Origin of the sequence: Chryseobacterium sp. OV279 (assembly GCF_900128945.1) — a bacterium.
Taxonomy (GTDB): domain Bacteria; phylum Bacteroidota; class Bacteroidia; order Flavobacteriales; family Weeksellaceae; genus Chryseobacterium.
In genome coordinates this window covers 61,828-77,516 of the sequence record NZ_FQUD01000001.1, presented here as the reverse complement: position 1 = coordinate 77,516, position 15,689 = coordinate 61,828, and the positions used below count along the sequence as shown (strand labels likewise).

General features: G+C 41.0%; 7 protein-coding genes. 6 read left to right on the top strand and 1 reads right to left on the bottom strand.

The features are described 5' to 3' along the window. Positions 1-2 precede the first annotated feature (2 nt). Positions 3-959 (top strand): acetyl-CoA carboxylase carboxyltransferase subunit alpha, encoded by a 957-nt coding sequence (locus BUA72_RS00300; RefSeq protein WP_072921250.1) that lies wholly within the window; start codon positions 3-5, stop codon positions 957-959. Between the two features lie 63 nt (positions 960-1,022). Here BUA72_RS00300 and BUA72_RS00295 read toward each other — a convergent pair whose 3' ends face one another. Next, a complete protein-coding gene (locus tag BUA72_RS00295) occupies positions 1,023-1,754 on the bottom strand; it encodes a DUF6759 domain-containing protein (protein WP_072921248.1) in 732 nt (243 codons plus the stop codon). Between the two features lie 144 nt (positions 1,755-1,898). On the opposite strand from BUA72_RS00295, the gene tsf reads away from it, so the two are divergent. From tsf to BUA72_RS00270, 5 genes are all read left to right on the top strand, one after another. Beyond that, positions 1,899-2,726, top strand: coding sequence for a translation elongation factor Ts (tsf, locus tag BUA72_RS00290; protein WP_047453009.1), 828 nt, complete (start codon positions 1,899-1,901; stop codon positions 2,724-2,726). Positions 2,727-2,919: 193 nt separating this feature from the next. Further along, the gene (locus BUA72_RS00285; protein WP_072921246.1) at positions 2,920-6,270 is read left to right on the top strand and encodes a T9SS type B sorting domain-containing protein; all 3,351 of its coding nucleotides are present in this window, start codon (positions 2,920-2,922) and stop codon (positions 6,268-6,270) included. A gap of 78 nt (positions 6,271-6,348) precedes the next feature. Further along, positions 6,349-9,174, top strand: a complete 2,826-nt coding sequence (locus tag BUA72_RS00280) for a T9SS type B sorting domain-containing protein (protein ID WP_072921244.1) — start codon at positions 6,349-6,351, stop codon at positions 9,172-9,174. Between the two features lie 139 nt (positions 9,175-9,313). Next, positions 9,314-12,154, top strand: coding sequence for a T9SS type B sorting domain-containing protein (locus BUA72_RS00275; protein ID WP_072921242.1), 2,841 nt, complete (start codon positions 9,314-9,316; stop codon positions 12,152-12,154). Positions 12,155-12,267: 113 nt separating this feature from the next. Further along, complete coding sequence (locus BUA72_RS00270) at positions 12,268-15,666, top strand: T9SS type B sorting domain-containing protein (protein ID WP_072921240.1); 3,399 nt, start codon at positions 12,268-12,270, stop codon at positions 15,664-15,666. Positions 15,667-15,689 lie beyond the last annotated feature (23 nt).

Here is a 15,689-nt window from a genome sequence, read left to right as displayed (position 1 = left end):
AAATGGAATATTTAAGTTTCGAACTTCCTATAAAAGATCTAATGGATCAACTTCAGACTTGTTCTTTAGTAGGAGAAGAAAGTGGTGTTGATGTAAAATTAGCATGCAGCCAGATTGAGGATAAGATTTTGGAAAAGAAAAAAGAAATCTACCAAAACCTTACCCCTTGGCAGAGAGTACAACTATCCCGCCATCCGGATCGTCCTTATACAATCGACTATATCAACGGAATGGTAGACAAAGGAAGTTTTCTGGAACTTCACGGAGACAGAAATTTCGCAGATGACCCGGCCATGATCGGCGGTTTAGCTACATTGGATGGTCAGAGAATAATGATCATCGGAACCCAGAAAGGGAGAACGACCAAAGAAAGACAGTACAGAAGATTCGGAATGCCGAATCCGGAAGGATACAGAAAGGCTTTGCGACTGATGAAGCTTGCTGAAAAATTCAACATTCCTGTAATCACTTTAGTAGACACACCGGGAGCTTATCCTGGATTGGAAGCTGAAGAAAGAGGACAGGGTGAAGCTATTGCCAGAAACATTTTTGAAATGGTTCAGCTTAAAACTCCTATTTTCACGTATATCATTGGTGAAGGAGCAAGTGGTGGAGCTTTAGGAATAGGTGTAGGAAACAAAGTATACATGCTTGAAAATACATGGTATACGGTAATTGCCCCTGAAAGCTGTTCTTCTATTTTATGGAGAAACTGGGACCACAAGGAAGATGCAGCCAATGCACTGAACCTTACCCCAAAAGATGCTTTAAGAGAAAAATTCATCGATGGTATTATTGAAGAACCACTTGGAGGTGCTCAGTATGACCCGGAAACAGCTTATCTGAATCTGAAAAATTCAATTTTACAGAATATCAAAGCGTTTTCAAAATTCTCAGGACAGGAACTTGAAACCCAAAGGCAGGAGAAATTCATTGCAATGGGACAGTTTAAAGGATAAAAAATAAAAACGGTTAAGAAATATTTCTTAACCGTTTTTGCTTATAGTTTTCTTCTTATGGTATCATTCGGATACATTCAATGCAATCTCAATATCTTTATCGATCTTTTTCAGAGAAGAATATTTAGCGTCACACACCATGGTGGTGAGTACATATTCCCCTTTATCGATGAGGATAAAATTCTCTCCTCTGGCAGGAACCGTCAGATTATAATACTTTTTTCCACTTATTTTTACAATCAGATTACAGCTTGATCTGTTCTTAATATTGATATATGCATCATTTTTACTGATGTCATTATTAAAAAGATGGGTAAGCATAGCAGCCGTTCTTTTGTTCTCTTCACTGGGTTCCGCTTTGCTGCTCGTTTTTCCGGCACTTTTCGCAGATCCTACAGAAGCATAGCTGACCGTTCTATCCGGTTTTGCGGTTGTAGTTGCAGGCGTAGCCGTATTGGTTGCAATTGTTTTCCCACTGTTCAGTTCATTATTCTTAACGATTTTTTCAATTTTCTCTTTGCTGATTGGTTTAATCGTAGGTTTAGCTTCAGGAGAATTATCTGCCATGATCATATCGATCAGTTTTCTTTTAAAATAATCTGATTTGGCATGTCCGGGGTTTTGTTTCAGAAAACCGGCGATCACTCTGGCCTCTTTTGAAGCCTCTGCATCCTGCTCTGTATAGATGATTACCGTTTCTTTTTCTACCACAGCCTTAGATTTCGATTTTTTCTTTTTTTGGGAAAAACCTAGTGTAAAAATGCAGAGAAATATGAGTAGAAAGATTTTTTTCATTAATCAAGTCTTTAAAATAGTATTAAATATATCAATAACGTGAAAAGTCATTTTTTAGTTTATCATTAAAATCATTATCTTTGCCCTGCTCTAAAATTAAGCTAAAAATTAATACTAATCTTAAATAAAAAAATAATAGATATTATGTCTTATACACCAGTTGCTGCAGACGTAGCGAAATTAAGAAACCAAACAGGTGCAGGTATGATGGACTGCAAGAAAGCTCTAGTTGAAGCAGAAGGAGACTTCGAAAAAGCAGTAGATATCCTTAGAAAAAAAGGACAGAAAGTAGCTGCAAACAGAGCTGACAGAGAATCTTCTGAAGGTGCGGTAATCGCTAGAGTAAACGAGGACAACACTTTAGGTGTGGTAATCTCTCTAAACTGCGAGACTGACTTCGTTGCAAAAAATGAAGCTTTCATCTTACTAGCTTATGAAATAGCTGAAATGGCTATTTTCGCAGCTACTAAAGAAGAGCTTTTAGCTACAGATTTCCACGGAATGACTGTTGCTGAAAAATTAATCGAGCAGACAGGAGTTATCGGTGAGAAAATCGAGATCGGTGCTTTCGAAAGAATCGAAGGACCATTCCTTGGAGCTTACATCCACGCTGGAAACAAAATCGCTGCGATCACTTCTCTTTCTGCTAAGGTAGACGGAGCTGACGAAGCTGCTAAGTCTGTTTCTATGCAGGTTGCTGCGATGAACCCTATCGCTTTAGACGAAACCAGAGTTTCTCAGGAAACGATCGACAAAGAATTAGAGATCGAAAGAGAACTTCTTGTAAAAGAAGGTAAGCCTGAAAACATTATCGACAACATCCTTAAAGGTAAGATGCAGAAATTCTACAAAGACAACACATTGGTACACCAGTCTTTCATTAAAGACGGAAGTATCTCTGTTGCTGACTATGTAAAATCTGTAAACGGAGACCTTAAAGTAACAGGATTTGTAAGAATTAGCTTAGCTTAATCTCTTTCAAAGAAAAATACGGATCCCGGTGAATATTTCACCGGGATTTTTTATGGAATCATGCGCCGCTGTTAACCTAATATGAAGCTAATCTTAAATATTCAACAACTTAACCGTAAGTGCCTATTTGTGAAATATTTTAAGGTAGAAATAGATTATTAATGTTTAAATTTGCTGCCCCTTATAATAAAGCATGAAAAAATTTCTACTAGCTATTTGTACTTTTCTTTGTCTGATCCTTAATGCACAGCTGGATACCGAGCACTGGTTTGCTCCTATGTCTGCCAGCTCTCTTCAGGGAACACCCCAATGTTATTTATATCTGTCGACCAACGAAACGGTTCCGTTTTCCGTACAGGTATCCAATAACAACGTTGTATTTTCTACCGTTCAGGTAAGTAAAGGAAACCCTATACAACTGACCGTTCCCAGCAATTATATGATTGCTTCCACGCCAGGCAGCCTCTTTACGCAGAATTCCATGGGACTGCATGTAAAAGGTAATAAAAAGTTCTTTGCCAACTTCAGGTTTTCGGTTCCCAGTCAGGCCGAAATCATTACTTCAAAAGGATTGGCAGGAATCGGAAAAACTTTTTTCATAGGAACAGCACCTACTACTTATCCAAAAGATTATGTAAACTCTACTTTGGGAGTGACCGCTACGGAAGACAATACGACCGTGACTTTATCAGGTTATAATTCTGACGTTGTATTCTCTAACGGCAGCGTAATGCCAACCAGAACATTTACAATCAACAAAGGGAAATCCTATATCATCGATGTTATAAGCGATATGGGAGGTGCCAGCAACAGAAAAGGATTATTGGGCGCAAAACTTGTTGCCGATAAACCCATATCGGTAACCAACGGAAACTTCAACGGTCTTTATACTACGCAGAACAACAGCAATGTAGATATTCTGATGGATCAGGCAGTTCCTGTGGACAGATTGGGGAAAGATTTTGTGATGGTAAAAGGAAACGGTCCCGCGAGTGTAGGGATGGAAAAAGCCATGATCATTGCTACAGAAAACAATACCACGCTTATTGTCAACGGAAACCCTGTGCCGGGTGTCAATCTTAATGCAGGAGGATATTATATGATTGAAGGCACCAGCTATCTCCACCAGGGTAACGGACATTACAATATGAATATTTCCGCGAGCAAAAACGTTTACGTATACCAGCTTCTGGCCGGAGCTTCAGGAAGTACGGTTTATCAGACCGGTGGTATGAATTTTATCCCGCCGTTAAGCTGTTTCTTACCTAAAGAGATCAACGAAGTTGGCTTTATTAATAGAATTGGAGGCACTTATTACGATACTAAACTCAATATCATCACACAGGCAGGTGCTGCCGTAACACTGAACGGTAATCCTGTCGCAGCAGCTACAGGTCCTTATGCGGTAACCGGAAACCCGGGATGGGTTACTTATTCTGTGATGAATGTTTCCGGAAATGTCACCATCAATTCGACAAAACCTGTCACGGCAGGAATTGCAGCAGGAAGCGGTGCTGTAGGGTATGGAGGATATTTCGCCGGATTCTCTTCAGTTCCTGCGATTACAAAAACAGGTGACTGTTATGCTGGAATCCGCCTTGAAGTGGATAACAGTTATGATGCGTACCAATGGTATTTCAATGGTGTCTTAATTCCAGGAGCGACTTCTTATTTTATCAACCCTGAATTGTATGGAGCGGGAACTTATACCTGCTTTATCACCAAAAACAACTGTGAATCAAGGCTTACTTCTGAATATGAATATACATTATGCCCACCGATATCTACAACAACCTATAATATCGGATCATGTAATACAAAAGTGATCACGCCGGTTTTCACTACTTCTACACAAGCTATTGTTCCTTCACATACGAGCATTATTGCCCAACCAACCAATGGTACAGCTACGGTGAATGCTACAACAGGACAAATCACTTATACACCCAATGCAGGTCTTACGGCAGATGCTACAGATTCTTTCATTTATTATATTGACGGAAACGGAAATCCAGCAGATTTTGAATATTTCAAAGTGGTGGTGAATATTGATGTCCTTCAGACTCAGAATGCGGCTCTGTCTTCCTGTGCCAGTAACAATGGAAACGGAACATTTGATCTAACGACTGCTGTTTTAAGTCCGGATACCGGAACAACGGCCACTTATTATACGAATGCTAATTTAACGGGACAGATTGCGAGCCCGGCTACTTACTCGGGGCCTGCGGGAACAATTTATGCTAATGTGACTTCTTCATTCGGATGTTCTAAACCTGCACAGATTACATTAACACTGAATCCTTCACCGAATGTGAATACCAGCAATTTTAATGCGAGTTTCTGTGATAATGATTTTGACGGAATTATAAGCGTCAATTTTGCTACGGTTACCCCACAGATCGTAACCAATTCTGCCAATTTCACTGTAAAGTACTATCTTGTTCAGGCAGATGCTACAGCAGGAAACAACAATAATCTTCCGGCTAACTGGACTTACACAGCCAATACAACTGTCTATGTAAGAGTTTCACCCAATACTGGTGACTGTGCTGCTGCATTTGGACAGATCAACTTTAAGATCGGAGCTAAAATTACCCTGATTACGAATTCCGTTGCTACAGATGTCTGTGATAATGACCTTGGCGGTTCTGAATCCGCGAATCTTAATGATTATAAAAATTTATTCACCGCAGATCCAACCGTAATCCTTTCATTCCATACTTCTCTGGCCGATGCTCAGGCGGGAATTAACGCTATTTCTCCGACACAGAATATCACTTCGGTTCATACATACTATGTAAGATTCCAAAGCAGCGCAGGATGTCCCAATACCGGAAGTCTGAAACTGACTTTAAAAACGCCTAAAAAATCAACCACCCTTCATAACCAGGTAGTCTGTTCAGTTGAAAAAGTGATCTTGGATGCGGGACCTGGATTCTCTTCCTATCTATGGAGCAATGGAGCTACAACACAGAGCATCACGGTAGGCGTAGGAAATTATTATGTAGATTTAGGCTTCAACGGATGTATATATCGTCAGACGGTAAGTGTAACGACGGCTCAGGGACCATCCATTACAAAAATAGAGGTGTCTAATTCCAATGCTACCGTTTACGTAACGGGCGGAACTCCTCCTTATCAATATTCCCTTGATGGAATTAATTATCAGACATCCAATGTCTTCATGGGTCTTTCCAGAGGAATTCATAAAGTATATGTTTTAGGATCGGACGGATGTTTTCCTGTGACTAAAGAATTTTTGGTATTGAATCTTGTAAATGCCATCACACCAAACGGGGACGGGCTTAATGATGTTCTTAATTACTCAGATTTAAGGATCAAACAGAATGTGATCATAGAGGTTGCCGACCGTTATGGTATGTCTGTTTATAAATCATCTGACAAGAATTACATATGGGACGGAAAGGTAAACGGAAGGAATCTTCCTACCGGAACTTACTGGTATGTGATCACCTGGACAGAGCCTGATACAAAATTGCCAGTTTCGTATTCTGGATGGCTTTTAATTAAAAATCGTGATTAATCTTTAACTTTTGTTATATTTATTTAACACTATTTCAAATATTATTTTAAATTTGTAGAAATCCTAATTCTAACCCACATGAAAAGATATCTACTCAGTTTCGTGTTGTTGTTTTTTACAATTCACTCGCTCTTTGCCCAGAGAGACACAGAGCACTGGATTGCACCATACTACAATACCGTATCAACAGCCTACACGAATACACTGTATATTTCTACAGATTCTGTAACTCCGTTTGATGTAAAGATATATAACAATAATGCTCTGCTTACAACGGTCTCAGTAAGTAAAGGTAATCCTGTTACCTATACTCCAACGGCCAGTTTCGTCTTTGCATCAGCTACAACAGACGCATTTAAAGTGATTACCAAAGGACTTTACCTGAAAGGAGACAAACCTTTTTACTGTAGTTTAAGACTTGCACAGTTTTCCCACGGTGAAATCATCACCAGTAAAGGAAAGGCAGGTATCGGTAAAGAATTTTATGTTGCTACCAGCCCCAATACACCTGCTTCGAGCACTTATACAAGTAATTACAACTTTACAGCGGGGATATTGGCTACAGAAGATAATACCAATGTAACTGTATCATGGACTACCAACGGATTGGTATTTTATGGAGGTACTCCTACAGGAAATACACACAGCTTTACCTTAAACAAAGGAGAGTCATTTATTCTAGCAGGTCCCGGAACTACAGATGCGAACCTATCCGGATTTATGGGAGCCAAGGTGGTGGCAAATAAACCTGTTACTCTTACCAACGGAAGCAGCAACGGTAACTTTGGAGTAGATTCACCCGGTGGGTCGGATGCTGTACTCGATCAGTCTGTTCCTACAGAAAGACTGGGGAATACTTTTGCCATCGTAAAAACCAAGTCTACCAAGCCCGCAGCCAATATGGAAGGGGGAATTATCATCGCTACAGAGAACAATACTGAAGTTTATTTAAACGGTTCCACCACTCCCGCTGCTACTCTGAGTGCAGGTGGATGGTACAGAATTGATGAAGTGAACTACATCACACAGCCAGGAGCAGGAACTCATGCCAACATGTACATTTCGACCAATAAAAATGTTTATCTGTACCAGTTTGTGGCCATCAATGCTGATAATGCAACCTGTGGATTCAACTATATTCCGCCATTAAACTGTTTCCTTCCCCGAAAGATTGATGAAATCGGTAAAATTAATGAGATGCCGGGTATTACGACCTCAACCATTAATTTGAAGCTTAATATTCTTACGGAAGCCGGAGCTACTGTTATGGTAAACGGTGCCGCACCTACCCCTGACCAGGGGCCTTATCCTCTAACCGGAAACACTCAGTGGGTAACTTATGCTGTACCGGGTATTTCAGGAAACGTTACCATTACATCCAACAAAGCAGTAACTGCCGGAATCAACGGTGGATACAGTACCGCAGGATACGGAGGATATTTCGCCGGTTTCTCCTCGATTCCTGTTATTGCTAAAAAAACAGGTGAATGTGCACCGGGAATCATTCTGGAAGTGGATGACGGGTATGAAACCTACCAATGGCTCTTAAACGGGACAGCAATTCCGGGAGCGACTGCCAATACCTTTTCGCCTACAACATCAGGAAACTATACGGTAAAAGTAACCATGGGTACATGTCCACCAGTTACGACACCAGTTTATAAAGTGTTCAGCTGTCTGAAACTTACAACTCAGACACTCAATGCATGTTCTACAAAAGTAATTACAGCTGCATTCACATCTTCAACGCAGGCAGTAGTGCCAAGTACACTTGTTCTCATTACACCGGCAGCACACGGAGTAGCAGTGGTTAATTCAAACGGAACGATCACCTATACGCCTAATGCTAACTATTATGGCCCGGATCAGATTGTTTATAAATTCTGTGGTAATGCTGCTGAGTTTATCGACTGTGAGCAGATTACATTAAATCTTACGGTAGTACCTTTCACGGTGAGAGATGCTTCAATCAAGGCATGTCAGTATGATGTAGATCCATATGCTTATTTCGATCTTACGAAAGCCAGCGTTACAGACTACGCTTTGGTGGTAAAAAAATACTATCCTACACTTGCTGATCTTACTGCAGGAACCAATGAAATCACTACACCAGACAATTATCCGTCTGCCGGAGGATTCGTATATGTAAAAGTAACGACAAGCGAAGGATGTACAGCCAATGCAAAAATTGAACTGATCGCTCTTCCAATCAAAAAATCTCCGATTCTTGTTGACCAGTTTATCTGTGTAGACAGCAAAACAAATCTGAATGCAGGACCTGGATATGATTCTTACCTATGGAGCACAGGAGCTACTACAGCTTCCATCCAAAATGTAGGTATCGGAGAATATTCTGTAATCCTGGGTAAAAACGGATGTTTACTAAAGCAAGTCGTAAGAGTAAGAAAAGCGGAAGATCCGGTAATCACTAAGATTGAAATTTCAAATACTACAGCTACCGTTGTTGTAAACGGAGGAAAAGCGCCTTACAAATATGCTGTAGATACACCGACAAACTGGCAGGATTCGAATGTGTTTACAGGCCTTACAAGAGGTCAGCACACATTCTATGTAAAAGATACTTACAATTGTGATCCTACAACAGTAGAAGTAACGATTCCTAATCTGATCAATGCTATCACTCCTAACGGCGATAATAAAAATGATTATATCGACTACAGCGAGCTAGCTTACAAAGAAAATCTTTCTTTTGTAATTTATGACCGATATGGAAACATGATCTTCACCGGAAATAAATTCAATGATTACAAGTGGGATGGAAAACATTATGACAAAAAACTTTTAACAGGAACTTACTGGTATCATATCAACTGGAATGAATCCAATAAGGACAAAACTCCAATTAAATACACAGGATGGATTTTAGTTAAAAACCTTGAATAACCCACTCTTTTTAATAAAATATATAACCGCGATCTTCGATCGCGGTTATTTTTTAACCTAAAATCAACATTTTTTACATATTTTACAATTCCACATTAAATATTCTCCTATTTTTGCGACAATCCTAATTCTCAGATAAATGAAAATATTTTTACTCACTTTTCTTTTGCTGTTTACAGCAATTAATCCGCTTTTCGGACAAAGAGATACCGAACATTGGTTTGCTCCCATGGCAGCCCGAAGCACCCAGATCTCTTCTCCACAACAGGCGTTATATTTTTCAACAGATTCCACAACCCCTTTTCCGGTGGAAATCTACAGTAACAATACCCTGCTTGGGACAGTAACTGTCGCCAAAGGGGCACCCCAGACATTCCAGATTCCTTTGGGATCTATCATCACCAGTAACCCGTCTGAAATGTTTGCTCCGGTCAATAAGGGACTTTATACCAAAGGAACCAAACCATATTTTGCGACCTTCAGATTTTCGGTGGCCAGTCATGGTGAAATTCTGACCTCCAAAGGAAAAGCAGGAATTGGTAAAAAGTTTTATGCTGTAGTTTCACCCATAGAAAACCCTATTGTCTCTCTGAACTTTACAGCGGGCATTATGGCTACGGAAGATAATACGGTGGTGACTGTTTCAAATTATTCTGCTAATGTTATATTTACCAACGGCTGGACAGCTGTTACCAATCCTACACTCACCTTCACCTTGAATAAGGGACAATCTTACATCATTGAAGGAACAGGTGATATGGCAGGAAATAAAGAAGGTTTCATTGGAGCCAAAATAGAAGCTGATAAACCGATTTCCGTAACCAATGGAAATTTCAACGGTCAGTTTGCGATCATACCTCCGGGTTCAATCCATGACGGGTCTGATATTGTAATGGATCAATCTGTACCTACGGACCGATTGGGAAATGAATTCGTTCTTGTAAAAGGAAATGGAGATATCAGTGAAAGAATGGAAGATGCCCTGATTGTAGCTACCGAAGGCGGCACCCAGGTATATATCAACAACGGAGCGACTCCTGTAATCACTCTGAATGAAGGCGAAAGCTACAGAGTCAACAAACTGAGCAATACGAATTATATCAATCAGGGGAACAACCATTACAATATGTACATCAAAACAACCAAAAATGTTTATGTATACCAGCTACTGGCAGGGGTAGCAACAAGTAATGCAACCATTGGGTTTAATTATATCCCCCCATTGAACTGCTATCTTCCAAGAAAAATTGACGAAATAGGGAATATTAATATCCTCCCTCCCACTACCAACAGTGTAAAATTAAATATCCTTACAGAAACAGGAGCTGGAGTTACGGTAAACGGAGCAACTCCTCCTGCAGCCCAGGGACCCTATCCGGTATCAGGAACTACATCCTGGGTATCCTATTCTGTTCCGAATGTGACAGGAAACGTTACCATCACTTCTACAAAAGCTGTAACGGCCGGTATTTCCGGAGGAAGCGGTGTGGTAGGCTACGGTGGATATTTCGCCGGGTTCTCCTCTATTCCTGTTATTGCCAAACAGACCGGTGACTGTATTCCGGGAATTGTACTGGAACTGGATGACAGTTTTGATTCTTATCAGTGGTTCCGAGATGGAACTCCTATTCCGGCAGCTACAACGAATTCTTTTACGCCTACACAATCCGGTGAATATACCGTAAGGATCACTGTGGGCTCATGTCCTCCAATCATTACTCCTGTTTACAAAGTTTACACGTGTCTTACACAGACTACATCAAATCAAACCGTGTGTGACGGAGTAAAACTGATTGTCCCTACATTTACAAATTCTACCCAGGCTGTAGTGCCGGGTTCTGTGACCATCATCACACCTCCGACAAACGGTAATGCTGTGATAGATCCTGCTACAGGTGTGATCAGCTATGCACCTGCCTTTAATTATGTCGGCCCTGATTCTTTTGTGTATAAATTCTGCGGAAACAACCCGAATTTTACAGATTGTGAGCAGGTAACATTAAACCTAACCGTTTCAGAGAGTCCTACTGTTAACAATGCTGCTTTAAGAGCCTGTTTTCTGGAGGATAATCCTGCGACAGGATTATTTAACCTTGCGAACGCCCCTGTCACCGTACAGCCGGGAGTTACTAAAAAATATTATCCATCTCCTACGGATGCTGATAACAGTACCAACGAGATCCTGAACCCTACCAACTACATTGCTCCTACGGGAGTTGCTTATGTAAAAGTAATCAACGCGAATGGCTGCTACAGAATTGCACAGGTAACACTTACTGTTCTTGCTCCTGTAAAATCTGCCGTGCTTGTTGACAAAATTATTTGTGTTGAAGATAAAACAACACTGGATGCAGGTCCCGGTTTCTCAGGGTATGCATGGAGTACGGGTGCCACTACACAGGCTATACAAAATGCTGGTGTGGGAACCTATTGGGTAAAACTGAAAACAGGAGACTGTGTAACCCTTCAGACTGTAAAAGTATATGCTTCGGAACAGCCGGTGGTTTCCAATATTGAAATTTCCAATACCACTGTTACCGTATATGCGATAGGTGGAAATCCACCCTATAAGTATTCGATAGACAATATCCAGTGGCAGGATTCCAATATATTTACGGATGTGGCAAGAGGCATATCCACGGTATATGTGAAGGACAGCTACAACTGTGATCCTATCAAAGTGGAAATCACAATTCCAAACCTGATCAATGCTATTACACCAAATGGTGACGGCGTGAATGACGTTCTGGATTATTCATTACTGTCGGCTAAGAAGAACCTTGAGTTCAGTATTTTCGACCGCTATGGAAGCAAAATATTCCAGGGTGATAAAACCAACGGCTATAAATGGGACGGAACCATTGGAGGCAAGAGAGTTTCTACCGGAAACTACTGGTTTGAGATTCACTGGAATGAACCTGCAGGCAAGCAAACTCCAGTAAAATATACAGGCTGGATTCTTGTAAAAGGAAGAGAATAATCACTGAAAAATATACGTTTAAAAACCGCGATTTTAACATCGCGGTTTTTTTATTACTTTTTCAAGCTATGAATGCATTTTATTATTAAATTTGTGTTAAACTCCCGCACTGAATGAAGAAAACTTTATCTTTTCTATTTATATTTTGTATTTTCACCTTTAGCTTTGCCCAATTGGACAGAGAACATTGGTTTGCTCCCATGATGGACAGGAGCGGAAGTCCGAATCCGTATCAGAAATTATACTTATCTACCAACAGGACCACTTCTTTTCCGGTAAATATTTATAACAACAATGTGCTTATAGGCACAGTAAATATCAGCAAAAACAATCCCCAGAAATTTGATGTACTCAGAAATTATATCATTACTACCAGTCAGGTGGATCTGTTTACCCCTACTTCGAAAGGATTATATCTAAAGGCAGAGTTTCCTTTTTATGCCAATCTGAGATTCTCGGTATTTAACCACGCTGAGATCATTACTTCCAAAGGAATACCTTCCACCGGAAAAAACTTTTACGCTGCCAACGCTCCCATTACGGTCACTAATTCTATCTTAAATTTTATGACCAGCGTTCTTGCCACGGAAGACAATACAACAGTCACCATAAACGGATATAAACCTACAGCAGAATTTTCAAACGGAACTACAGGAGCCACGAATCCTACCATGACCTTTACCCTCAATAAAGGTCAGTCTTATATTATAGACGGTATAGGTTCAGCTCCCGGAAATACAGATCCCTTTATCGGGGCTAAGATTACGGCCAATAAACCGGTCAATGTGACCAACGGAAATTTCAATGGCCAGTATGCGGGAAACAATCCTACCAGTTCTGATATCTTAATGGATCAGGCCGTTCCGGTAGAAAGACTGGGGAACGAGTTTGCTCTTGTCAAAGGAAACGGCAGCATCGGTTCCAATATGGAAGGAGCCATCGTTATTGCTACAGAAGACAATACCCAGATTTTTGTTAACGATGAAATTCCTCCTCTTACCACGATCAATGCAGGACAATATTTCATTATTCCTGATTCAAAATACATAAACCAGGGAGGAATTCATTATAATCTTTATTTAAGAACCTCTAAAAATGCTTACGTCTATCAGGTTCTCGCAGGAGATTCTGCTTCCGGAAGTGAGGTAGCTACCGGCGGATTCAATTTTATTCCGGCTCTGAACTGCTATCTTCCGAAACAGATTAATGAACTGGGCTTTATTAACGAAAATTTTGTTCACTCCAATGCCAATCCGAATGGGATCCTTACTATCCCTACAAAACTGAATCTTATTACCCAACGGGGCGCCAATGTTCAGGTCAACGGAGCAACTCCACCAGCTTCAACAGGTCCGTTCAATATGACTGGAACCACCAACTGGGTAACGTATGGGATTCCCAATGTAACGGGAACCATCACCGTAGTTTCCGATAAAGCGATTACTGCAGGAATCAATGCAGGGAGTGATGCTGTGGGATATGGAGGCTTTTTTGCAGGATTTCCCACTCAGCCTGTTATTTTAAGATCAGGAGGAACCTGTGTTCCTGGTATGGTTCTTACGGTAGATCCTATCATTTATGACACGTATCAATGGTATGTAAACGGCTCTATTATTCCGGGAGCTAACGCAGCATCTATTACCCCTACACAATCCGGATTTTATACCTGTTCAGTAACGATGGGAAGCTGTGCACCGCTGGTCACCGAACAATTCAAGGTACTGAACTGTACAAAATTAAGTACATCAACCTATAATGTCTGTACTACGCAGGCCATAATACCTGCCTTCACCAGTTCCACACAAACGCCGGTACCCTCAACAGTGGCTATTGTAACTCCTCCTACTTTGGGAACAGCGGTTATAAATCCTCTTACCGGTATCATCACCTACAACGTGACCACCCCCGGAACTACAGGAACAGATACCTTCACCTATACATTCTGTGGAAATGATCCTGTTTTTACAGATTGTGAAACGGTAACAGTTACGATCAATATTCTATCTCTTCAGGTGATGAATGTGACTTTAAAAGCCTGTAATATTAATGGACAGGGAACCTTTAATCTTACCTCTGCAAATGTCACCAACAATTCGCCGGTAGCTATCACCTACTACCCTACACTTATAGATGCCCAGACAGAAAACTTAGCAGCTCTTATCACCGCACCTACTACCTATACCGCTGCGGATGGTACCATTGTCTATGCTGTGGTGAAAAACAGTATGGGTTGTAAAAGTATTGCCCAGATCACCCTTACCTTATACAATCTGGCCATCGTTCTGAATAATTACAATGGCATCTTCTGTGATGACAATCTGGATGGAACAGTCACCGTCATACTTCCCAATATCACGGGTATTGTTCTGAATAACCCCGGCTATTTCACCATTGTAAAGTACTACGCTACACTTGCTGATGCGAATGCCGGAAATGCCAATACTCTTCCTAACAGCTGGAGTTATACGGCCACAACAACCATTTATATCAGAGTGGAATCTCCCGATGGCTGTGCTGTGGTGGTAAAACCTTTGCAGTTCAGTATTGGAGCGAGAATTCCATTAATAACAACAGCTGCCGTTACCAATGTCTGTGATGATGATCTGGACGGAATAAAAGCGGTTAATCTCGCCCAGTTTATCCCATCGTTTACCATAGACCCGAACGTTACTTACACCTTCTTTGCAACCTTAGCGAATGCTCAGAATAATACCAGCCCAATAGCAGCAACGGTAAATATTACAGGAACCCAAACCTATTACGTCAGATTCGAGAAAAACGGAGTATGTCCCGAGGTTGGATCCATTAGAATTACAATTAAGACCCCGAAGGCTTCTGACATTTTAAAAGACAAGGTGATTTGCCCTAAAGCTACGACGACGTTAGATGCCGGTCCTGGGTTTGAAAAATACCTGTGGAGTACGGGAGCCACTTCGCCATCCATTTCCAATGTCACTGTGGGAACTTACTGGGTAGAACTTACCTTCAATGGTTGTGTGTACAGACAGACCGTTAATGTGACTGAATCACCAACCCCAATGATTACGTCTATCGAAGTCAACGGAACGACAGTAACGGTAGGAGCAGGCGGCGGAACACCTCCTTATGAATATTCCCTTGACGGAGTAAGCTGGCAAAGTTCAAATGTCTTCAACAATGTACCAAGAGGTGCCCATAAAGTTTTTGTAAGAGATTCTAAATTATGTGAAGAAGTGACAAGGCCATTTGCCATCATCAACCTGATCAACACCATCACTCCAAACGGCGACGGACATAATGAACAGATAGACTATTCTGCCCTCATGAGTAACACCAATCTGGAATTCAGAATATTCGACCGTTACGGAGCGGAGATTTTCAGAGGAAGTCCTAACAACAGATACACCTGGGACGGAAGAATGGGCGGAAGGCCTGTACCTACAGCAACTTATTGGTATTTTATCAGCTGGAGCGAGTATGGAACTTCTACCATTGTAAAATATTCGAGCTGGCTGCTGGTAAAGCATAAATAGGAGATTGAGACTGAGACTAAAGA